This is a genomic window from Pseudomonas sp. B21-021, assembly GCF_024749205.1.
Lineage (GTDB): Bacteria > Pseudomonadota > Gammaproteobacteria > Pseudomonadales > Pseudomonadaceae > Aquipseudomonas > Aquipseudomonas paraglycinae.
The window spans coordinates 6,146,276-6,168,453 of record NZ_CP087192.1 but is presented as its reverse complement, the minus strand read 5'-3'; the positions used below and the strand labels follow the sequence as shown (position 1 = coordinate 6,168,453).

Genomic DNA, 22,178 nt, shown 5'->3' with positions numbered 1-22,178 from the left:
GCAGGCTCGCTCCCCCAAAGGTTCACTGAGCCTGTGTGGGAGCGAGCTTGCTCGCGATAGCGTTTATTCGGTTACAAACTTCGCACTGACATAAGGCGAGTAGTCAGGCAAAACGCTTTCGACCTTGCCCTGTTCCTTCAAGAATTTCGCCGTCTCACCAATCGCCTTCGCCGTGCCGCCGTCCAGCAGCGCCGTGGTTTGTTGCGCCTTGGCGTCCGGGAAGGCCGAACCGGCAAGCAATTCCGGAACGTCGGCAGCATTGGCACCGGTCAGTTTGGCGATTTTCTGTACAGGCACCGAGTCGGCCGTCCAGCTGTCTTTATGGGCGGCGTAATCAGCGAACGAGTCCAGAGTCACCTTGGCGAATTTGGCCACGACTTCAGGATGCTTCTCGGCAAAGTCCTTGCGTGCGACCCAGACTTCGAAGGTCGGCGCGCCCCACTGGCCAACCTGCGCGGCATCGGTCAGGGTCTTGCCGGTCTTGCGGATTTCACCCAGCGCCGGCGACCAGACAAAAGCGCCGTCGATGTCGCCACGTTTCCAGGCGGCCGCGATTTCTGCGGGTTGCAGGTTCACCACTTTGACTTTCGAGGTGTCCAGGCCCCAGTGCTTGAGCGCACCGAGCAGGCTGTAGTGGGAGGTGGAAACGAACGGGGTGGCGATGGTCTTGCCGATCAGGTCTTCGGGCTTGTTGATACCGCTGCCGTTACGCACCACCAAGGCTTCGGCGGCATTGATCTGCGCCGAGACGATGAAGGCAACGATCGGCAGATTGCGCGAGGCGGCGGCCGCCAGCGGGCTGGAGCCGAGGTTGCCGATCTGCACATCGCCGGAGGCAATGGCTGTCACAACTTCCGGGCCACTGTTGAACCGGCGCCAGTCGATCTTCTCGCCGATGGTCTTCTCGTAGATGCCGTCGGCCTGGGGGACTTTGCTCGGGTCGATACCGGTCTGGTAGCCCACGGTGAGGTTGGCTGCATGGGCTGAAAAAGAAATCAGCGCCGACACACAAACTGTAACAAATTGACTAGATAGTGCGCGTTTGGCCATCATGGCGTCGCCTTTTTGATAGGGATTGACGAATCGGGGTTGCGTCAAAGCTAATCGATCTAAAAAAAGGCTAACAAATACCATTTAGTAATGAGCTTAGTCGCCGATACGCTGTATCCCGGTGCAGATGGCCATTACAGGGCCATATAGCTTAATGGTATGAAAAAGAATGAATAAATTCTTTTTGGGTTTATCAGGAAGTCTTTACCCTGCAGGGACCAAATAACTGCGATTAGACCTTGGTCGTAGACACACAAGGTTACGATTGACTTGTCAGTCACGGTCTGGCGCTAATCGCGCATCTTAGGATCCAGGGGCATCAGACCCCGGACCAGGAACACAAGAATTAGAAACGAGAGGAGCGAAACATGAACAAGTCCACCTTGGCCCTGGCCGTGGCCGTAGGGGTTTTGGCGCAGCAGGCAGGCGCCGCCGGTTTCATCGAAGACAGCAAGGCCACCTTGGGGCTGCGTAACTTCTACATCAACACTGACAACCGCGATGGCACTGGCCCAAACAAGAACGAAGAGTGGGGCCAAGGCTTCGATCTGCGTTTCATCTCCGGCTACACCCAAGGCACCGTAGGCTTCGGTATCGACGCCATCGGCCTGCTGGGCGTGCGTCTGGATTCGGGCGGCGGCACCAACGGCAACAGCGGCACCGCTTACGGCGGCACTGTGTTCCCGAGCGAGTCCAACGGTAAAGCCGTAGACAACTTCTCCAGCCTGGGTCTGACTGCCAAAGCCAAGATCTCCCAGACTGAACTGAAGCTGGGTACCCTGCAGCCGAAGAACCCGGTCATCGTGACCAACGACGGTCGTCTGCTGCCACAAACCTGGCAGGGCGGCCAGATCACTTCCGGCGAAATCAAGGACCTGACTCTGGTCGGTGGTCAGATCGAAGCCGTGAAAGGCCGTAACTCCAGCAACAACGAAAACCTGTCCATCAGCGGTGCAAACACCCGTGGTACTGGCTTCCGTGACAGCAACAAGTTCATCTACGCCGGTGGTGACTACAAGATCACCAAAGACCTGACTGCTCAGTACTACTACGGCAACCTGGAAGACTTCTACAAGCAGCACTTCCTGGGTCTGGTACACAACTGGGCCATCGGCCCGGGCGTATTGAAGTCTGACTTCCGTTACTTCAACAGCTCCGACGACGGCAAGAACGGCACTGATCCTGCGTACTTCAGCACCGGTAACTACACCGGCGTGCGCAACGGTCGTGGCGAAGTCGACAACAACCTGTACAGCGGCCTGTTCCTGTACACCGTTGAAGGTCACACCTTCGGTGGCGGTTACCAGGTTTCCAACGGCAGCTCCGACTTCCCTTGGCTGAACCAGGGCGACGGTTCGTCGAACTACACCATCACCGACATGCAGATCCAGAAGTTCGGCCGTGCCGGCGAGAAAACCTGGCAAGCTCGCTACTCGTATGACTTCGCCAAAGTCGGCGTACCTGGCCTGACCGCCGGTGTGGTTTACCTGAAAGGCGATTCGATCGACACCGTTGGCACCAACGGTCGCGAAAGCGCTTCGAACCGTTCCGAGTGGGAACGCGACTTCACCATCGGTTACGTCGTACCGGAAGGTCCGTTCAAGAACGTCGGCCTGATGTGGAAAAACGCTGTATGGCGCACCGACCTGCCGAACACCCGTTCGCAGGACGAAAACCGCCTGATCGTCAGCTACTCGATCCCGCTGCTGTAATAGCGCGCTCCTGCACTGATGTAAAAAACCGATGTAAAAAAGCCCCGTCCGGCATCGCGCCGGACGGGGCTTTTGCGTTTTCGGGTCCGGCTCACCCCCGTAAGCCTTTCCCGATGTTCCCCTCTTTACAGCAACTCAAGGCCTTCTCGAACCTTGAGGGCGATGTTCGTCGCGATGCTGCGGGACGTCCAGTGAACAGATGTTTAATATTCAATAAAGATATAAATATCTAGTTATTTATTCTTTTTCAGAAGATCGAATCCCGAGCTACAGTTGAGGTCTCCAACAACTCATCAGGAGCCGCACCATGAGCCTCAGACTTGGCGATATCGCCCCCGATTTCGAACAGGATTCCAGCGCCGGCAAGATTCGTTTCCACGAATGGCTGGGCGATAGCTGGGGCGTGCTGTTTTCCCACCCGGCGGACTTCACTCCGGTCTGCACCACCGAGCTGGGCTTCACTGCCAAGCTCAAGGACGAGTTCACCCAACGTGGCGTAAAAGCCATTGCACTGTCGGTCGACCCGGTGGACTCGCACCACAAGTGGATCGAGGATATCAACGAAACCCAGAACACCATCGTCAACTTCCCGATCCTGGCCGATGCCGATCGCAAGGTGTCCGATCTGTACGATCTGATCCACCCGAACGCCAACGACACCCTGACCGTGCGTTCGCTGTTCGTGATCGATCCGAACAAGAAGATCCGCCTGACCATCACCTACCCGGCGAGCACCGGGCGCAACTTCCACGAGATCCTGCGGGTGATCGATTCGCTGCAGCTCACCGACAACTACAAGGTGGCCACCCCGGCCAACTGGCAGGACGGTGAAGAGGTGGTGATCGTGCCGTCGCTCAAGGACGAAGACGAAATCAAGCAACGCTTTCCGAAGGGCTACCGCGCGGTGAAACCGTACCTGCGCCTCACCCCACAACCCAACAAGTGATCTGGCATATCTCGTTCCCACGCTCTGCGTGGGAATGCCGCCCGTGACGCTCTGCGTCACAGTGGACGCGGAGCGTCCATGGATTCATTCCCACGCAGAGCGTGGGAACGATCATCAGTGCTTGGGGGCGATCAGCAAAAACCACGATGCAGGGTTTCAGGCCGTTTTCACGGCCTGTTTTTTTTGCCGCAAGAAAGTGAAATGCATATCTCCATAAAGAATAACCAAATGAATAAATATGATTTATGGATATATGAATCAGCTGGTAAGGTCACTGACATCGAAGCGAGATCGCAACCCGCGAATCGCCTGTAACGCGCAAGGAATCGTCTGAATGCTGGTCGTCTCACTCGGTGGCAGTCCCAGTCAACGTTCCCGCTCCGGGGTGTTGCTGGAGCGCTCGCAACGCTGGTTGCAGCAGCAAGGGGTGGAAGTGGTGAGTTATCAGGTGCGGGACTTCCCGGCCGAAGACCTGCTCCACGCCCGCTTCGACAGCCCGAAGGTGCTCGACCTGCTGCAACAGATTGAAAACGCCGATGGCCTGCTGATCGCCACGCCGGTGTACAAGGCGTCGTTTTCCGGCGCCCTGAAGACCGTGCTGGATCTGCTGCCCGAGCGTGCGCTGAACCACAAGATTGTCCTGCCGATGGCTACCGGCGGCAGCATCGCCCACATGCTGGTGGTCGATTACGCCCTCAAGCCTGTGCTGTCGGCGTTGAAGGCCCAGGAAATGCTGCAAGGGATTTTTGCCGAGGACAGCCAGATCGCCTACGGCGAAGGCAGTGCCCAGGCGCAGCTGGCGCCGGCCCTGGAGCAGCGGCTGCATGAAGCGCTGGACCAGTTTGTCAGCGCCATGGCCCGCCGGCCCAAGCCGCTGGAGCCGGGGCTGTTGAACGAACGTTTGTTGAGTGCTCGCTGGAGCATTTGAAGCTTCACCCGCATTTGAAGTACTCACCTTACTCCGCCGCCAACGGCCAAGCAGGTGCAGCCAAAACCCAACAGCAAAAAGGAGAGCGCTATGCGCACTGTATTTTTGCGTCGTGGTCTGGTCGCTCTGTTTGCTGCGGCTGTGTCCTTCGGCGCCATCACTCAAGCTCAGGCCGAGACGCTAAGAATCGGTTATCAGAAATACGGCACGCTGGTGCTGCTCAAAGCCAAAGGCACTCTGGAAAAGCGTCTCGCTGCTCAAGGCGTCGACGTGCAATGGACTGAATTCCCCGGCGGCCCGCAACTGCTGGAAGGCCTGAACGTCGGCTCGATCGACTTCGGCGTCACCGGCGAAACCCCGCCGGTCTTCGCTCAGGCTGCCGGTGCCGATCTGCTCTACGTGGCCTACGAGCCACCAGCGCCGAACAGCGAAGCGATCCTGGTGCCGAAAGATTCGCCGATCAAATCGGTGGCGGATCTCAAGGGCAAGAAAGTCGCCCTGAACAAAGGCTCCAACGTCCACTATCTGCTGGTGCGTGCGCTGGAAGACGCCGGCCTCAAGTACACCGACATTCAAACCGTGTTCCTGCCGCCGGCCGATGCCCGTGCCGCTTTCGAACGTGGCAGCGTCGACGCCTGGGTCATCTGGGATCCGTACCAGGCCGCCGCCGAGAAACAACTGCAAGCGCACACCCTGCGTGACGGCAAAGGCATCGTCGACAACCACCAGTTCTACCTGGCGACCAAACCCTACGCACAGAAAAATCCCGAGGTGATCAAGACCCTCGTGGAAGAAGTGCGCGCCGTTGGCGAATGGTCCAAGGCCAACCCGGAAGACGTGACCCAACAAGTGTCGCCGCTGCTCGGCCTGCCGGCAGACATCACCCTGACCTCGGTGAAACGTCAGGGCTACGGCGCGCTGTTCCTGACCCCGGAAGTGGTCGCCGCACAACAGAAAATCGCCGACACCTTCTACCAGCTCAAGCTGATTCCCAAGCCGTTGAGCATCAAGGACGTGATCTGGACCCCACCGGCCGCTGTGGCCCAAAGCTCGGTCACCCAAGCCCAGTAAATCGAATCCCCAAGGAGACCACTCCATGAGCCTCAACATCTTCTGGTTCCTGCCAACCCACGGCGACGGCCATTACCTTGGCACCGCCGAAGGCGCCCGCGCCGTCGACCACGGCTATCTGCAACAGGTCGCGCAAGCGGCGGATCGACTGGGTTTTGGCGGCGTGCTGATTCCCACCGGCCGTTCCTGCGAGGACTCGTGGCTGGTGGCGGCCTCGCTGATCCCGGTGACTCAGCGTCTGAAGTTTCTGGTCGCCCTGCGCCCCGGGATCATTTCCCCGACGGTGGCGGCGCGTCAGGCGGCAACGCTGGATCGCCTGTCCGGTGGCCGTGCGCTGTTCAACCTGGTGACCGGTGGCGATCCTGAAGAGTTGGCCGGCGACGGTCTGTTCCTCGATCACGAAGCGCGCTATCAGGCCTCGGTGGAATTCACCCGGATCTGGCGTCGGGTGCTGGAAGGCGAAACCGTGGATTACGACGGCGAGCACATCAGCGTGAAGGGCGCCAAATTGCTCTATCCGCCGATCCAGCAACCGCGTCCGCCGCTGTATTTCGGTGGCTCGTCGGAAGCCGCGCAGGATCTGGCCGCCGAACAAGTGGAAATGGTCCTGACCTGGGGCGAGCCGCCCGCCGCTGTTGCCGAGAAGATTGAACAGGTGCGCGCCAAGGCCGCCAAGCTCGGCCGTACCGTGCGCTTCGGCATTCGTCTGCATGTGATCGTGCGGGAAACCAACGCCGAAGCCTGGCAAGCGGCAGATCGCCTGATTTCTCATCTGGATGACGACACCATCAAACGTGCCCAGGCATCGCTGGCGCGGTTCGATTCGGTGGGCCAGCAACGCATGGCCGCGCTGCACGGTGGCAGCCGCGACAACCTCGAAGTCAGCCCGAACCTGTGGGCCGGCGTCGGTCTGGTGCGCGGCGGTGCCGGTACCGCGCTGGTTGGCGACGGCCCGACCGTGGCGGCGCGCGTGAAGGAATACGCGGATCTGGGCATCGATACCTTCATCTTCTCCGGTTATCCACACCTCGAAGAGTCGTATCGGGTGGCCGAGCTGCTGTTCCCGCACCTCGACGTCGAGCGTCCGGAATTGCCGAAAAGCGCAGGTTACGTCAGCCCGTTCGGCGAGATGGTGGCCAACGACATTCTTCCCAAAGCCGCGTCCCAGAGCTGAGGCGCCGCCATGAAGAAATTTATCCACAGCCTCGCGCCCTGGGCGTTGCCGGTGTTGTTGCTGGCGGTGTGGCAGTTGTCGGTGTCGGCGGGTTGGCTGTCGACGCGGATTCTGCCGGCGCCGGTGGCGGTGATCGAAGCCGGCGTCAGCCTGGTGCGCAGCGGCGAAATCTGGACGCACCTGGCAATCAGCGGCTGGCGCGCCGCGCTGGGGTTCACCATCGGTGGCAGCATCGGTCTGGTGCTGGGCTTCATCACCGGCCTGTCGAAGTGGGGTGAACGCCTGCTCGACAGCTCGGTGCAGATGATCCGCAACGTGCCGCACCTGGCGCTGATTCCGCTGGTGATCCTGTGGTTCGGCATCGATGAGTCGGCGAAGATTTTCCTGGTGGCATTGGGCACCTTGTTCCCGATCTACCTCAACACCTATCACGGCATCCGCAACGTCGACCCGGCGCTGGTGGAGATGGCGCGCAGTTATGGCCTGTCCGGTTTCAGCCTGTTCTGGCAGGTGATTCTGCCGGGCGCGCTGCCCTCGATTCTGGTCGGTGTGCGCTTCGCCCTGGGCTTCATGTGGCTGACGCTGATCGTGGCGGAAACCATCTCTGCCAGCTCCGGCATCGGTTACCTGGCGATGAATGCCCGCGAGTTCTTGCAGACCGACGTGGTGGTGCTGGCGATTCTGCTGTACGCGGTGCTCGGCAAGCTGGCCGACCTCGCGGCCCGTGGCCTTGAGCGTGTGTGGTTGCGTTGGCATCCGGCGTATCAAGTGGCGAAAGGAGGTGCGGCATGACCGCTCAACAACCTCCACGCCTGCTGCGCGGGATTCCGCTGGCGGTGCGCAATCTGCAAAAGACCTTCGGCTCGCGGCAGGTACTGCGTGACATCGATCTGCACATTCCGGCGGGGCAATTCGTCGCGGTGGTCGGGCGCAGCGGATGCGGTAAAAGCACGTTGCTGCGCTTGCTCGCCGGCCTCGATCAACCCACCGGCGGCGATCTGCTCGCCGGGGCCGCACCGCTCAGCGATGCGCGGGATGACACGCGGTTGATGTTCCAGGAAGCGCGGCTGCTGCCGTGGAAAAAGATCATCGACAACGTCGGGCTCGGCCTCAAAGGCAACTGGCGTCCACAAGCCTTGCAGGCGCTGGATGCAGTCGGCCTCGCCGATCGCGCCAATGAATGGCCGGCGGCGTTGTCCGGTGGGCAGAAGCAGCGCGTGGCGCTGGCCCGGGCGCTGATTCATCAACCGCGTCTGTTGCTGCTCGACGAGCCGCTGGGCGCGCTGGATGCGCTGACCCGGATCGAGATGCAGCAACTGATCGAACGTCTCTGGCAACAGCATGGTTTCACCGTGTTGCTGGTGACCCACGACGTCAGCGAAGCGGTGGCGATTGCCGACCGGGTGATTCTGATCGAGGACGGCGAAGTCGGCCTCGACCTGCAAGTGGAGCTGCCGCGCCCTCGGGTCCGCGGCTCCCATCGCCTGGCGGCGCTGGAAACCGAAGTGCTCAACCGTGTGTTGTCCCTGCCCGGCGAACCGCCGGCGCCGGAACCCGTTTCACCCTTGCCTACGCAACTGCGTTGGGCTCAATAACTCAAGCAAACGACAGGAATCAATGCCATGACTATCAAAGCCATCAACGTACGCAACCAGTTCAAAGGCGCGATCAAGGAGATCGTTCTCGGCGACGTGCTGTCGGAAATCGACGTGCAGACCGCTTCCGGCATCGTCACGTCGGTGATCACCACCCGTTCGGTCAAGGAGCTGGAACTGGAGGTCGGCAGCGAAGTGATCGCCTTCGTGAAATCCACCGAGGTGTCCATCGCCAAGTTGTAAGGGCGTGGGACAAAAACAACCCCGAAGGGTGTGAGCCCTTCGGGGTTTTTTGTTGATCGTTCCCACGCTCCGCGTGGGAATGCCTCTTGGGACGCTCCGCGTCCAGTGACGCGGAGCGTCACGGGCTGCATTCCCACGCAGAGCGTGGGAACGATCATCGCTAGAGAATTCGCTTGGGCAAATAGGGCGGCAGATACAGCCCGATATAGGCATCGAACACCCGCATGCCTTCCTCGGCCATGCGCGGGGTGATCTGCCCGTGCTGTTGCACCGAGCGGGCGTAGACGCGGTCGCCCAGTTCCATGGCCAGCGCGAACACGTCGACGTCATCCGGCAGTCGCGGCAGTTCGAAATGATGGTCGAACAGCTTGTGCATCAGGTCGCCGAGTTCGAGGTCGTGCTGACGGTCGGCCTGAGTGACTTCGGTGAGGCCGTGCTGCGCGAGAATGAGCTGGCGGGCGGCGGCATCCTCGCCGTAGATCTCGAGCATGCGCTCTTCGACCAGCCGCGACAGGTCGCGCCAGTCGCGCAGGGCATCGTGATCGATCGGCGCTTGCAGGCAGGCGCGGAAGGCCGCGTGTACATCGGCCGTCAGGGCTTCGAGCAGCGCCGGGACGCTGGCGAAGAAGTGGTAGACCGAAGAGGGCGGAATCTGTGCGCGCTCGGCCACGCTGTAGATCGACAGGCTCGCCACGCCCTCGGCGGCCAGCAGCGTGCGCGCGGCGTCGAGTATCGAATCGATCCGCGCCTGACTGCGGGCACGGGGTTTGCGGACGGGGGCGGGACGCGTCATGAAAGTCTCCTGCGGGGCAGCGGGCATTGTACGAGCCGGCTCTTGTGTTGTCTTGTCGGCCGCTTTCGGGAGCAAGCCCCCTCCCACGGGGTATCTCCTGTGAGATGAAATTTTCTGTTCGCAGGAGATTCACTGTGGGAGCGGGCTTGCTCGCGAACCGCCGCAGGCGGCCATAAAAAAAACGCCGCTGGCTGCGATAGCCGACGGCGTTCTTTTTGGCGCTGCAATCCGCTTAAACGGTGTGCAGGTACCAGTTGTACTCGAGGTCGGAGATGGAGTGTTCGAACTCCTCCAGCTCGCTCTCTTTGCAGGCGACGAAGATATCGATGTATTTCGGATCGATGTACTTGGCCATCACCTCGCTGTCGTCCAGCTCGCGCAGGGCATCGCGCAAGTTGTTCGGCAGGCTCTGCTCGTTCTGCTCGTAGCTGTTGCCTTCGACCGGAGCGCCCGGTTCGATCTTGTTGACCAGACCGTGGTGCACGCCCGCCAGCACCGAAGCCATCAGCAGGTACGGGTTGGCGTCGGCGCCGGCAACGCGGTGTTCCAGACGGACCGCGTCGGCGGAGCCGGTCGGTACGCGCAGGGCCACGGTGCGGTTGTCCAGGCCCCAGCTCGGCGAGTTCGGCACGTAGAACTGTGCGCCGAAACGGCGGTAGGAGTTGACGTTCGGGCAGAGGAAAGCCATCTGCGCGGGCAGGGTCTCGAGCACACCGCCGATCGCGTGACGCAGCGCGGCGTTCTGCTCGGGATCCTCGCTGGCAAAAATGTTTTTGCCTTCTTTGTCGAGAACCGAAATGTGGACGTGCAGACCGTTGCCTGCCTGGCCAGGGTACGGCTTGGCCATGAAGGTGGTGTCCATTTCATGGTCGTAGGCGATGTTCTTGATCAGACGCTTGAGCAGGACCGCGTAATCGCACGCCTTGATCGGGTCGGCGACGTGGTGCAGGTTCACTTCGAACTGCGCCGGGGCGCTTTCCTTGACGATGGCGTCGGCCGGGATGCCTTGCTCTTTGGCGCCTTCCAGAATGTCCTGGAGGCAGTCGACGTATTCGTCGAGGTCGTCGATCAGGTAAACCTGGGTCGAATGCGGGCGTTTGCCGGAGATCGGCGAGCGTGGCGGCTGAGGGCGGCCGTTCACGTTTTCCTGGTCGATCAGGTAGAACTCGAGTTCGAACGCTGCGCAGATGGTCAGGCCGAGCTCGTCAAACTTTGCAACAACTTGACGGAGCACTTCGCGCGGGTCGGCGAAGAAAGGGTCACCTTCGAGTTCGTGCATGGTCATCAACAGTTGCGCGGTCGGGCGCTTCTGCCATGGCTCGTTGCACAGGGTATCGGGGATTGGATAGCAGATACGGTCGGCGTCGCCGATGTCCAGGCCCAGGCCGGTGCTTTCCACCGTCGAACCATTGATATCCAGAGCAAATAGAGAGGCCGGCAGGTTGATGCCTTTCTCGTAAACCTTGTGGAGGCTGGTGCGTTCGATGCGCTTGCCGCGCACCACACCATTCATATCCGCAATCAGAAGGTCAACGTACAGAACCTCAGGATGTTCCTTAAGGAACGCGTTCGCTTCGTTAAGCTGAACGGCACGCGGGGGTACCGACATGATGCAACACCTTTGTTGTTAAAAATATCAATCATTGATCTTTTCTGGTTTCAGTCAACCCGAACGGCCTGCCGAAGTCAAGCGAGGCCTTTTCTGCCCTGAAAAAGCGCCACGAGGGCATTTATGGGGCACTTTGGGGCATTTTTTTATCCGTGAAGGACGCCCCACCCGCAGGCTTGAGCAGGCCGTGTTGTATTTTTTACGGGGGTGTTGTGTAAAAAAATGAACAAGGCTAAGCTCGGATCAAACCCATAACAGCAATAATACCGGGGTGCTTCATGTCTCGCCTGCCGTTAATCGGCGTCACCGACTGCTCTTTGCAGTCCGGTCTGCATGCTTATCACATCAGTGGCGACACGTCCGTCCGCAGCGCGGCCCGCAAGGCCTGCAACGTGCCAGCGATCTCCCTGCCCATGGCAGATCGAGCGGCAGCGTCCGATATTCTGGACGTGTGCGAGGGCATCCTCTTTAGCGGTTCTCCTTTCAATATAGATCTCTTTCCTGCTCCCGGCCTGCACCGCGTCCGTCGCCGTGCCCGTGATTCTGCACGCCCGGGATGTGCACAGGAAATGCAACGCCAGCGTAAAGGGCAGGTAAGCTCCTCCTTCATTGTCTATGCGCGGTGCCGGGCGTAAGCCGGCACTGCGCGCAAGCAAGGCCCTTTAACGCGACGCCCCGTGCGTCAAACTTGCCTGACATGTGTCAGGAGACTCAGCCCAGAGGCATTTATGAGTAACAACCTCGACCAGCTCACCGATTGGTTGAAAGACCACAAGATCACAGAAGTCGAATGCATGATCGGCGACTTGACCGGCATCACCCGGGGCAAGATCTCGCCGACCAACAAGTTCATCGCCGAAAAAGGCATGCGCCTGCCAGAGAGCGTTCTGTTGCAGACCGTGACCGGCGACTACGTCGAAGACGACATCTATTACGAGCTGCTCGACCCGGCCGACATCGACATGATCTGCCGTCCCGACCAGAACGCCGTGTACCTGGTGCCCTGGGCCATCGAGCCGACCGCCCAGGTGATCCACGACACCTACGACAAGCAAGGCAACCCGATCGAGCTGTCGCCGCGCAACGTCCTCAAGAAAGTCCTGAAACTCTATGCCGACAAGGGCTGGCAGCCGATCGTGGCGCCGGAAATGGAGTTCTACCTGACCAAGCGCAGCGACGACCCCGACTATCCGCTGCAACCGCCGGTTGGCCGTTCCGGGCGTCCGGAGATCGGTCGTCAGTCGTTCTCCATCGAAGCGGCGAACGAATTCGATCCGCTGTTCGAAGACGTCTACGACTGGTGCGAATTGCAGGAGCTGGACCTCGACACGCTGATCCACGAGGACGGCACGGCGCAGATGGAAATCAACTTCCGTCACGGCGATGCCCTGTCGCTGGCCGACCAGATCCTGGTGTTCAAACGCACCATGCGTGAGGCCGCCCTCAAGCACAACGTGGCCGCGACCTTCATGGCCAAGCCGATGACCGGTGAGCCGGGCAGTGCGATGCACTTGCACCAGAGCATCATCGACATCGAGACCGGCAAGAACGTGTTCTCGAATGAAGACGGGACCATGAGCCAACTGTTCCTGCACCACATCGGTGGCCTGCAGAAACTGATCCCGGAATTGCTGCCGCTGTTCGCACCGAACGTCAACTCGTTCCGCCGCTTCCTGCCGGACACCTCGGCACCGGTGAACGTGGAGTGGGGCGAAGAAAACCGCACCGTGGGCCTGCGCGTCCCGGATGCCGGCCCGCAGAACCGTCGGGTGGAAAACCGTCTGCCGGGCGCCGACGCCAACCCGTACCTGGCGATTGCCGCGAGCCTGCTCTGCGGCTACATCGGCATGGTCGAAGGCATCAACCCGAGCGCGCCAGTCGTGGGCCGTGGTTACGAGCGCCGCAACCTGCGCCTGCCGCTGACCATCGAAGACGCCCTGGAACGCATGGAAAACAGCGCGACCATCGAGAAGTACCTGGGCAAGACCTTCATCACCGGCTACGTCGCGGTCAAGCGGGCCGAGCATGAAAACTTCAAGCGCGTGATCAGTTCCTGGGAGCGTGAGTACCTGCTCTTCGCCGTCTGATACGCCGGGCGCGGTGGCCAGCCGCCGCGCCTTCACCGATAACAAGGAGAATTGGCATGACCAGCAACAACCCGCAAACCCGTGAGTGGCAAGCCCTCAGCAGCGATCACCACCTGGCCCCGTTCAGCGACTTCAAGCAGCTGAAAGAAAAGGGTCCACGGATCATCACCAACGCCAAGGGCGTGTACCTGTGGGACAGCGAGGGCAACAAGATCCTCGATGGCATGGCGGGTCTGTGGTGTGTGGCGATCGGTTATGGGCGCGATGAGCTGGCCGATGCGGCCGCCAAACAAATGCGCGAACTGCCTTACTACAACCTGTTCTTCCAGACCGCTCACCCGCCTGCACTGGAACTGGCCAAGGCGATCGCCGACGTGGCGCCGCAAGGCATGAACCACGTGTTCTTCACCGGTTCCGGCTCCGAAGGCAACGACACCATGCTGCGCATGGTTCGCCACTACTGGGCGATCAAGGGCCAGCCGAACAAGAAAGTCATCATCAGCCGCAAGAACGGTTATCACGGTTCCACCGTGGCCGGCGCAAGCCTGGGCGGCATGACCTACATGCACGAACAGGGCGACCTGCCGATTCCGGGCATCGTCCACATCGCCCAGCCGTACTGGTTCGCCGAAGGCGGCGACATGACTCCGGAAGAGTTCGGGATCTGGGCGGCCAATCAGCTGGAAGAAAAGATTCTGGAAGTCGGCGTGGACAACGTCGGTGCTTTTATTGCCGAGCCGATCCAGGGCGCCGGCGGCGTGATCATTCCGCCAGACACCTACTGGCCGCGCATCAAGGAAATCCTCGCCAAGTACGACATCCTGTTCGTGGCCGATGAAGTGATCTGCGGTTTCGGCCGTACCGGCCAATGGTTCGGCAGCGATTTCTACGACCTCAAGCCACACATGATGACCATCGCCAAAGGCCTGACGTCCGGCTACATCCCGATGGGTGGCCTGATCGTGCGTGACGAAGTGGTGGCGGTGCTCAACGAGGGCGGCGATTTCAACCACGGCTTCACCTACTCCGGTCACCCGGTGGCGGCGGCGGTGGGTCTGGAAAACATCCGGATTCTGCGCGAAGAGAAAATCATCGATCGCGCCCATGAAGAAACGGCACCGTATTTGCAGAAACGTCTGCGCGAACTGAACGATCACCCGTTGGTGGGTGAAGTGCGCGGAGTCGGTCTGCTGGGGGCCATCGAGCTGGTGCAGGACAAGGCCACTCGCAAGCGTTACGAAGGCAAGGGTGTGGGCATGATCTGCCGCCAGTTCTGCTTCGACAACGGGCTGATCATGCGCGCCGTGGGCGACACCATGATCATCGCGCCGCCGCTGGTGATCAGCAAGGCGGAGATCGACGAGCTGGTAACAAAGGCACGCAAGTGCCTGGACCTGACCCTGAGTGCGTTGCAGGGCTAAGTGCTAGGCTCTGAGCGATGGAGCTGTTGCGCTGTCGCTCGGAGCTGTCAGAAAGGCTGGTCTTTTCTTGAAAGACCGCCTCGGATCTTGCCAGACTAGCCGCGGTTCCAGTTGTCCGGGTTCGGCCGCTGAACAAAGTGGTTCAAAAAAGAAAAATTTGGAGCATTAACGCATGAAGGCATTAGGCAAAAAGCTCGCTGGCAAGACTCTGCTCGCCATGTCCCTGATGGGCGTGATGGCGGGTGCGGTTCAGGCGGACGACAAGGTGTTGCACGTTTACAACTGGTCCGACTACATCGCGCCGGACACGGTTGCCAATTTCGAAAAAGAGACGGGCATCAAGGTCGTCTATGACGTTTTCGACAGCAACGAAACCCTGGAAGCGAAGCTGCTGGCCGGCAAATCCGGTTACGACATCGTGGTGCCTTCCAACAACTTCCTGGCCAAGCAGATCAAGGCCGGCGTTTATCAGGAACTGGACAAGTCCAAACTGACAAACTGGAAGAACCTCGACGAAGACCTGCTCAAAGCCGTTGGCGACGCCAGCGACCCGGGCAACAAGCACGCGTTCCCGTACATGTGGGGTTCGATCGGCATCGGCTACAACCCGGAAAAGGTCAAGGCTGCGCTGGGCATCGACAAGATCGATTCCTGGGACATCGTGTTCAAGCCTGAAAACATCGAGAAGCTGAAAAGCTGCGGCGTGAGCTTCCTCGACGCGCCGACCGAAATGATTCCGGCGGCTTTGCACTACCTGGGCAAACCGACCAACAGCAAAGACAAGGCTGACCTGAAAGCCGCCGAGGACCTGTTCCTCAAAGTGCGTCCTTCGGTTGCCTACTTCCATTCCTCGAAGTACATCTCGGACCTGGCCAACGGCAACATCTGCGTGGCGGTCGGTTACTCGGGTGACCTGGAACAATCCAAGACCCGCGCCAAGGAAGCCGGTGACAAGGTCAAACTGGCCTACACCATTCCGAAAGAAGGTGCCGGTACTTTCTACGACATGGTCGCCATTCCCAAGGATGCCGAAAACGTCGAAGCCGCCTACAAGTTCATGAACTACCTGCTCGAGCCGAAAGTGATGGCCGAAATCACCAACGCCGTGCGTTTCCCGAACGGCAACAAGGCGGCCACGCCGCTGGTGGACAAGGAAATCACCAGTGATCCGAGCATCTACCCTTCGGCTGAAGTGAAGAAGCAGCTCTATGCGATCAGCGATCTGGACGCACCTACCCTGCGCCTGATCACTCGCAGCTGGACCAAGATCAAATCCGGTAAATAAGCCGGTTTGAAGCAGTCACCGCTGGCCGTCGCCTTCATCTGGGCGGCCAGTGGTGCAATTAAATGACAGAAAGTTTTGCTGGAACGGTTTTTCGAAGGTAAGTTGCGCGCCGGTTTTGTTGCCGGGCAACCGTGACTGTCATGCAGCACGGGGCAACTTGGGCCCAACTAAATTAGAGGACCTCCACTTGCCTATTTTTTCTTCTTTGCGCAATGCCCTGCTGGCCGCTGCCGGCCTGACGTTCGCTGTCGGTGCCCAAGCCGCCGGTACTGTGCATATTTATAACTGGTCGGATTACATCGGCGAGACCACCCTGGCCGATTTCCAGAAAGAAACCGGGATCAAACCGGTCTACGACGTGTTCGATTCCAACGAAACCCTGGAAGGCAAACTGCTCGCCGGGCGTACCGGTTACGACGTGGTCGTGCCGTCGAACCACTTCCTCGGCAAGCAGATCAAGGCGGGCGCGTTCCAGAAGCTCGACAAGGCGCAACTGCCGAACTATTCCAACCTCGATCCGGTGCTGCTCAAGCGCCTGGAACAGAACGATCCGGGCAACCTGTACGCCGTGCCGTACCTGTGGGGCACCAACGGCATCGGCTACAACGTCGATAAAGTGAAGGCCGTGCTCGGCGTCGACAAGATCGATTCCTGGAGCGTGCTGTTCGAGCCGGAGAACATCAAGAAGCTGCACAGCTGCGGCGTGGCGTTCCTCGATTCGGCCGATGAAATGATGCCGACCGTGCTCAACTACATGGGCCTGAACGCCAACAGCACCAATCCCAAGGATTACGAGAAGGCCACGGCCAAACTGCTGGCGGTGCGTCCGTACGTGACCTACTTCCATTCCTCGAAATACATCGGCGATCTGGCCAACGGCGACATCTGCGTGGCCATCGGTTTCTCCGGCGACATCTTCCAGGCCAAGAATCGCGCCGAAGAAGCCAAGAAGGGCGTGAACATCGCCTACTCGATCCCGAAAGAGGGCGGCGCGCTGTGGTTCGACATGCTGGCGATTCCGAAGGATTCGGCCAACGTCAAAGAGGCCCACGCCTTCATCAACTATTTGCTGAAACCTGAGGTGATCGCCCAGGTCAGTGATTACGTCGGTTACGCCAACCCCAACCCGGGTTCGGACAAGCTGATGGAGCAGTCCATCCGCACCGACGAGTCGGTTTATCCACCGCAGGCCGTGCTCGACAAGACCTACGTGTCGATCGAGTTGCCGCCGAACATTCAGCGTTTGATGACCCGCAGCTGGACCAAGGTCAAGTCGGGTAAATAGCTTCAACGTACAAACTATCCTGGGTTCGTCTTGCGTGGGCGAACTGCACTCTTTTTTTCTGGGAGTTTTGTAAATGGCAGTTGCCTCCGGCGCCTATAAGAAAGCCCTCGAGGGCGACCAGACACCGAAACAGGTGCTGGTCAAAATCGACCGGGTCACGAAGAAGTTCGACGAGACGGTTGCCGTGGACGATGTGTCCCTGGAAATCAAGAAGGGCGAGATCTTCGCCCTGCTCGGCGGTTCGGGATCGGGCAAATCCACTCTGCTGCGGATGCTGGCAGGGTTCGAACGGCCCACGGAGGGGCGCATTTTCCTCGACGGCGTCGACATCACCGACATGCCGCCGTACGAGCGACCGATCAACATGATGTTCCAGTCCTACGCCCTGTTCCCGCACATGACCGTGGCGCAGAACATCGCGTTCGGCCTGCAACAGGACAAGATTCCCAAGGCCGAGATCGACGCCCGCGTGGCCGAGATGCTCAAGCTGGTGCAGATGAGCCAGTACGCCAAGCGCAAGCCGCATCAACTGTCTGGCGGTCAGCGTCAGCGTGTGGCGCTGGCACGTTCGCTGGCCAAACGGCCGAAACTGCTGCTGCTCGACGAGCCGATGGGCGCACTGGACAAGAAACTGCGTTCGCAGATGCAGCTGGAACTGGTGGAAATCATCGAGCGCGTGGGTGTGACCTGCGTGATGGTGACCCACGATCAGGAAGAGGCCATGACCATGGCCGAGCGCATCGCGATCATGCACCTGGGCTGGATCGCCCAGATCGGCAGCCCGATCGACATCTACGAAACCCCGACCAGCCGTCTGGTCTGCGAATTCATCGGTAACGTGAACATCTTCGAAGGCGAAGTGATCGACGACGCCGAAGGTCACGCGACCATTACCTGCAAGGACCTCGACCGGCAGATCTACGTCGGCCACGGCATCAGCACCTCGGTGCAGGACAAGTCCGTGACCTACGCGATCCGTCCGGAAAAACTGCTGGTCACCGCCGACCAGCCGACCTGCGAATACAACTGGTCGAGCGGCAAGGTGCATGACATCGCCTACCTCGGCGGCCATTCGGTGTTCTACGTCGAATTGCCGAGCGGCAAGCTGGTGCAGTCGTTCGTGGCCAACGCCGAGCGCCGTGGCGCACGTCCGACCTGGGGCGATCAGGTCTACGTGTGGTGGGAAGACGACAGCGGCGTGGTACTTCGCTCATGAACATGCGCAAATTCAAACGCCGGCTCAATCGAATAATTCCCGGTGGCCGTCAGCTGGTCATCGGGGTCCCGTTCATCTGGCTGTTCCTGTTCTTCATGCTGCCGTTCTTCATCGTCCTGAAGATCAGCTTCGCCGAAGCGGACGTGGCCATTCCGCCGTACACCGAGATCTACACCTACGCCGAGCAAAAGCTGCAACTGCTGCTGAACCTGGGCAACTACGCGATGCTCGGCGACGACGAGCTGTACATCGCCGCCTACCTCGGCTCGCTGAAGATGGCATTTTTCAGCACGCTGCTGTGCCTGTTGATCGGTTATCCGATGGCCTACGCCATCGCCAGCGCCCGCAAAGAGATGCAGACGGTGCTGGTGCTGCTGATCATGATGCCGACCTGGACCGCGATCCTGATCCGCGTCTATGCGTGGATGGGCATCCTCAGCAACAACGGCCTGCTCAACGGTTTCCTGATGAGCATGGGCTTGATCGACGAGCCGCTGCAGATCCTCAACACCAACCTCGCGGTGTACATCGGCGTCGTCTACTCGTACCTGCCGTTCATGATCCTGCCGCTGTACGCCAACCTGGTGAAGCACGACACCAGCCTGCTGGAGGCTGCTTCCGACCTGGGTTCGAGCACCTTCAACAGCTTCTGGAAAATCACCGTGCCGCTGTCCAAGAACGGCATCATCGCCGGCTGCATGCTGGTGTTCATTCCGGTGGTGGGCGAGTTCGTGATCCCGGAACTGCTGGGCGGTCCGGAAACCCTGATGATCGGTAAAGTGCTCTGGCAAGAGTTCTTCAACAACCGTGACTGGCCGGTGGCGTCCGCTCTGGCGGTGGTGATGCTGGCGATCCTGATCGTGCCGATCATCCTGTTCAACCGCAGTCAGGCCAAGGAAATGGAGGGTAAAGAATGAAGCGCTTCCGTTTCTCCAGCCTGATGCTGGTGCTCGGTCTGTTGTTCATCTACCTGCCGATGCTGATCCTGGTGATCTACTCGTTCAACGCCTCGAAACTGGTGACGGTGTGGGGCGGCTGGTCGGTGAAGTGGTACGTCGGCCTGCTCGACAACTCGCAACTGATGGGCTCGGTGGTGCGCTCGCTGGAAATCGCCTGCTACACCGCGATTGCCGCCGTGGCGCTGGGTACGCTGGCAGCCTTCGTGCTGACCCGCATCACCCGCTTCAAGGGCCGCACGCTGTTCGGCGGTCTGGTTACCGCGCCGCTGGTCATGCCTGAGGTGATCACCGGTCTGTCGCTGTTGCTGCTGTTCGTGGCGATGGCGCAGATGATCGGCTGGCCACAGGAGCGCGGCATCGTCACCATCTGGATCGCCCACACCACATTCTGTGCGGCGTATGTGGCGGTGGTGGTGTCGGCGCGTCTGCGTGAGCTGGACCTGTCGATCGAAGAAGCGGCGATGGACCTCGGTGCGCGTCCGTGGAAGGTGTTCTTTCTGATCACCATCCCGATGATCGCGCCGTCGCTGGCGGCGGGCGGCATGATGTCGTTCGCGCTGTCGCTGGACGACCTGGTATTGGCGAGCTTCGTCTCCGGCCCGGGTTCGACGACCCTGCCGATGGAAGTGTTCTCGGCCGTGCGTCTGGGCGTGAAGCCTGAAATCAACGCCGTGGCCAGCCTGATTCTGCTGGCGGTGTCGCTGGTGACCTTCCTGGTCTGGTTCTTCAGCCGCCGTGCCGAAGAAGCCCGCAAGAAAGCGATTCAGCAGGCCATCGAAGAAGGCGCTGCCGATTCGTGGAAGCAACCGGACGTGCGCCGGGCGCCGACGCCGGAAGCGGCTTAAGTAATATAGGGTTGGCTCTTGTCTCAAGGCCAACCCAATTCAAAATGTGGGAGCGGGCTTGCTCGCGAAAGCGGTGTATCAGTCGACGTATTCAGTGACTGATACGGCCTCTTCGTCGGATCGCCGCCCGGAGCAAGCCCGCTCCCACATTTAGTTTTAGGCAGTCCAAGGTGAATTGCGGATGACTTCAACGAAGTTCATCGGCTTGAACCCCGGCGCCTGATCCTTCAGCACATCGGTCTTCACATTGCCGAACGTGGTCTGCGGACGATGACGCAAGCCATCGGCGAACGCGCAGATGATGCACTCCTTGAAGCCTTCGCCCCGTGGATGCGCATGCACCACGGCTTCGCGCTGCACCGTGGTGAACGCCGCGTAGTCCATGCCCAGCACATCCATTTCGACGCCTGCGGTCACCAGCGCCACGGTCGGGCGCAGATGCTTCGGCACCCCCGGCGTGGTGTGCAGGGCGATCGACAGCCAGACCTGCTCGATGTCGTCGTCACTCAACCCGTACGGTTTTAGAAACGCGGCGGCTGCGTTGGCGCCATCGACTTCGAAGCGCTCGTCATCGCTGCGATGCCCTTCGACCAGACCTAGGTCGTGGAACATCGCGCCGACGTACAGCAGCTCCGGATCGTAGGCCAGTTGCTGGCGCTCACCGCTCAAGGCGCCGAACAGAAACACCCGGCGCGAGTGGTGGTAAAGCAGGTCGGATTCGATGTCGCGGATGTATTCGGTGGTGGCCCGGGCGAGGGCGCTGTCGGGGATCTGGATACCGGCGATGGTCGTGGTCATGTTGAGCTTCCTCGTCGAAAACGCCGTCACGGCGCTGATGGGGAAAGTCTGTTCTCGGGGGCTAAACCGGACAATCGATCCATGGCTGCGATCCTTGCCATTCCACCTGCAAATCGTGCCAGCTCGCTTCTGCGGCGAGGATTGGCTAGGGTTGGCGCTGATCCGCCATTCCCCGGGAGCCGAGATTGCCATGAACAGAACCGTTGCCATCGTGGTGTTCCCCGGCGTGCAGGCGCTGGACGTCAGCGGGCCGATGGACGTGTTCGCAGAGGCCAACCGCTTCCTGGCGCCGGAGGATCATTACCGGCTCGACGTGATCGGCGTCGAGCGCGGATCGATGGCGTGCTCCAACGGGCTGACCCTGAGTGCGCATCGGCATTTCAGCGAAGCGTCGCAGGTTTACGATTTACTGCTGGTGGCGGGTGGGCCGCAGTTGCCGTTTCTGGACTTCGGCAGCACGTTCGATGCCTGGTTGCGTGAGGCCTGTGGACGGGCGCGGCGATTCGGCTCGATCTGCAACGGCGCGTTCATGCTCGCCCGTGCCGGGTTGCTGGACGGGCGCACGGTCACCACCCACTGGAACGACGCCGAAGCGCTGGCGCAGTTGTGCTCGTCGAGCCGGGTCGAGGCTGATCGGTTGTACGTCGAGGATGGCCAGCTCTACACCTCGGCGGGGGTGACGGCGGGGATCGATCTGTCGCTGTACCTGTTGGCGCGTGATTACGGGGCCGAGGTCGCGCTGAGTGTGGCCAAGCGACTGGTGGTGTTCACCCAGCGCTCGGGCGGGCAGTCGCAGTTCAGCCCGTTCCTTACGCCCCACGCCGAACCGACGTCGGCGGTGGCGATGGTGCAGTTGTATGTGCTGGCCAATCTCACGGGCGACCTGACCATCGCTGATCTGGCGAATGCCGCGAACATGAGTGCGCGGAATTTCTCCCGGGTGTTTGCTCGCGAAGCGAAAGTCACCCCGGCGGAGTTCGTCGAACGGGCGCGGGTGGATGCGGCGCGGGTGATGCTCGAAAGCACCACGGCGCCGCTGAAGACGGTGGCGTATCAGTGCGGGTTTCGTGATGCGCAACATATGCGCAGCGTGTTCAACCGGCGGCTGGGGGTGACGCCGCAGCAGTTTCGGTTGAATTTTGCGGCGTTGGTTTGAGCGGC

General features: G+C 60.4%; 21 protein-coding genes. 17 read left to right on the top strand and 4 right to left on the bottom strand.

Features of this window, described 5'->3' with window-relative positions; all coding sequences use genetic code 11:
* Positions 1-63 precede the first annotated feature (63 nt).
* Positions 64-1,053 carry a taurine ABC transporter substrate-binding protein gene (gene tauA / locus LOY31_RS27850; protein WP_085605994.1) on the bottom strand — a complete coding sequence of 330 codons (990 nt, stop codon included), beginning with the start codon at positions 1,051-1,053 and terminating at the stop codon, positions 64-66.
* A gap of 365 nt (positions 1,054-1,418) precedes the next feature.
* Here tauA and LOY31_RS27845 point away from each other — a divergent pair, with 365 nt between their 5' ends.
* The 8 genes from LOY31_RS27845 (at position 1,419) to LOY31_RS27810 (ending at position 8,719) form a co-directional block, all read left to right on the top strand.
* Complete coding sequence (locus LOY31_RS27845; RefSeq protein WP_221534532.1) at positions 1,419-2,762, top strand: OprD family porin; 1,344 nt, start codon at positions 1,419-1,421, stop codon at positions 2,760-2,762.
* 307 nt (positions 2,763-3,069) lie between these two features.
* The gene (locus LOY31_RS27840; RefSeq protein WP_007951774.1) at positions 3,070-3,708 is read left to right on the top strand and encodes a peroxiredoxin; all 639 of its coding nucleotides are present in this window, start codon (positions 3,070-3,072) and stop codon (positions 3,706-3,708) included.
* 334 nt (positions 3,709-4,042) lie between these two features.
* The gene (gene ssuE / locus LOY31_RS27835) at positions 4,043-4,636 is read left to right on the top strand and encodes an NADPH-dependent FMN reductase (protein WP_011336454.1); all 594 of its coding nucleotides are present in this window, start codon (positions 4,043-4,045) and stop codon (positions 4,634-4,636) included.
* Between the two features lie 90 nt (positions 4,637-4,726).
* Positions 4,727-5,707: a sulfonate ABC transporter substrate-binding protein gene (locus tag LOY31_RS27830; RefSeq protein WP_007953529.1), complete on the top strand. Its 981-nt coding sequence runs from the start codon at positions 4,727-4,729 to the stop codon at positions 5,705-5,707.
* A 25-nt stretch (positions 5,708-5,732) separates the two neighbouring features.
* On the top strand, positions 5,733-6,881 hold the full coding sequence (gene ssuD, locus LOY31_RS27825; RefSeq protein ID WP_011336452.1) for an FMNH2-dependent alkanesulfonate monooxygenase: 1,149 nt from the start codon (positions 5,733-5,735) through the stop codon (positions 6,879-6,881).
* A gap of 9 nt (positions 6,882-6,890) precedes the next feature.
* Positions 6,891-7,673, top strand: coding sequence for an aliphatic sulfonate ABC transporter permease SsuC (gene ssuC / locus LOY31_RS27820; protein WP_011336451.1), 783 nt, complete (start codon positions 6,891-6,893; stop codon positions 7,671-7,673).
* A complete protein-coding gene (gene ssuB, locus LOY31_RS27815; protein ID WP_221534534.1) occupies positions 7,670-8,476 on the top strand; it encodes an aliphatic sulfonates ABC transporter ATP-binding protein in 807 nt (268 codons plus the stop codon). The genes ssuC and ssuB overlap by 4 nt, the downstream gene beginning before the upstream one ends.
* Before the next feature lie 27 nt (positions 8,477-8,503).
* Positions 8,504-8,719 carry a molybdopterin-binding protein gene (locus tag LOY31_RS27810; RefSeq protein ID WP_007953520.1) on the top strand — a complete coding sequence of 72 codons (216 nt, stop codon included), beginning with the start codon at positions 8,504-8,506 and terminating at the stop codon, positions 8,717-8,719.
* Positions 8,720-8,879: 160 nt separating this feature from the next.
* Here the strand turns inward: LOY31_RS27810 and LOY31_RS27805 are convergent, their stop codons facing one another.
* Both LOY31_RS27805 and LOY31_RS27800 read right to left on the bottom strand, forming a co-directional pair.
* On the bottom strand, positions 8,880-9,512 hold the full coding sequence (locus LOY31_RS27805) for a TetR/AcrR family transcriptional regulator (RefSeq protein ID WP_039765384.1): 633 nt from the start codon (positions 9,510-9,512) through the stop codon (positions 8,880-8,882).
* 232 nt (positions 9,513-9,744) lie between these two features.
* Positions 9,745-11,121: a glutamine synthetase family protein gene (locus tag LOY31_RS27800; protein WP_007953516.1), complete on the bottom strand. Its 1,377-nt coding sequence runs from the start codon at positions 11,119-11,121 to the stop codon at positions 9,745-9,747.
* 278 nt (positions 11,122-11,399) lie between these two features.
* On the opposite strand from LOY31_RS27800, the gene LOY31_RS27795 reads away from it, so the two are divergent.
* The 8 genes from LOY31_RS27795 to LOY31_RS27760 all read left to right on the top strand — a co-directional run bounded on the left by LOY31_RS27795 (position 11,400) and on the right by LOY31_RS27760 (position 20,219).
* Entirely contained in the window at positions 11,400-11,756 is a 357-nt protein-coding gene (locus LOY31_RS27795) for a gamma-glutamyl-gamma-aminobutyrate hydrolase family protein (protein WP_221534536.1), read from the top strand.
* A 93-nt stretch (positions 11,757-11,849) separates the two neighbouring features.
* Positions 11,850-13,208, top strand: a complete 1,359-nt coding sequence (locus LOY31_RS27790; protein WP_007953514.1) for a glutamine synthetase family protein — start codon at positions 11,850-11,852, stop codon at positions 13,206-13,208.
* A gap of 56 nt (positions 13,209-13,264) precedes the next feature.
* Complete coding sequence (locus LOY31_RS27785; protein ID WP_007953512.1) at positions 13,265-14,629, top strand: aspartate aminotransferase family protein; 1,365 nt, start codon at positions 13,265-13,267, stop codon at positions 14,627-14,629.
* A 172-nt stretch (positions 14,630-14,801) separates the two neighbouring features.
* Positions 14,802-15,914 carry a polyamine ABC transporter substrate-binding protein gene (locus LOY31_RS27780; protein ID WP_258712564.1) on the top strand — a complete coding sequence of 371 codons (1,113 nt, stop codon included), beginning with the start codon at positions 14,802-14,804 and terminating at the stop codon, positions 15,912-15,914.
* A 187-nt stretch (positions 15,915-16,101) separates the two neighbouring features.
* Positions 16,102-17,199, top strand: coding sequence for a polyamine ABC transporter substrate-binding protein (locus LOY31_RS27775; protein WP_041475453.1), 1,098 nt, complete (start codon positions 16,102-16,104; stop codon positions 17,197-17,199).
* Between the two features lie 73 nt (positions 17,200-17,272).
* Complete coding sequence (locus LOY31_RS27770) at positions 17,273-18,415, top strand: ABC transporter ATP-binding protein (RefSeq protein WP_007953506.1); 1,143 nt, start codon at positions 17,273-17,275, stop codon at positions 18,413-18,415.
* A gap of 35 nt (positions 18,416-18,450) precedes the next feature.
* On the top strand, positions 18,451-19,332 hold the full coding sequence (locus tag LOY31_RS27765; RefSeq protein ID WP_238553816.1) for an ABC transporter permease subunit: 882 nt from the start codon (positions 18,451-18,453) through the stop codon (positions 19,330-19,332).
* Positions 19,329-20,219, top strand: a complete 891-nt coding sequence (locus LOY31_RS27760) for an ABC transporter permease subunit (protein WP_007953503.1) — start codon at positions 19,329-19,331, stop codon at positions 20,217-20,219. The genes LOY31_RS27765 and LOY31_RS27760 overlap by 4 nt, the downstream gene beginning before the upstream one ends.
* Before the next feature lie 156 nt (positions 20,220-20,375).
* Here LOY31_RS27760 and LOY31_RS27755 read toward each other — a convergent pair whose 3' ends face one another.
* Entirely contained in the window at positions 20,376-21,017 is a 642-nt protein-coding gene (locus tag LOY31_RS27755) for an HD domain-containing protein (protein WP_258712562.1), read from the bottom strand.
* Between the two features lie 190 nt (positions 21,018-21,207).
* Between LOY31_RS27755 and LOY31_RS27750 the strand changes: the two genes are divergently transcribed.
* On the top strand, positions 21,208-22,173 hold the full coding sequence (locus tag LOY31_RS27750; RefSeq protein WP_258712559.1) for a GlxA family transcriptional regulator: 966 nt from the start codon (positions 21,208-21,210) through the stop codon (positions 22,171-22,173).
* Positions 22,174-22,178 lie beyond the last annotated feature (5 nt).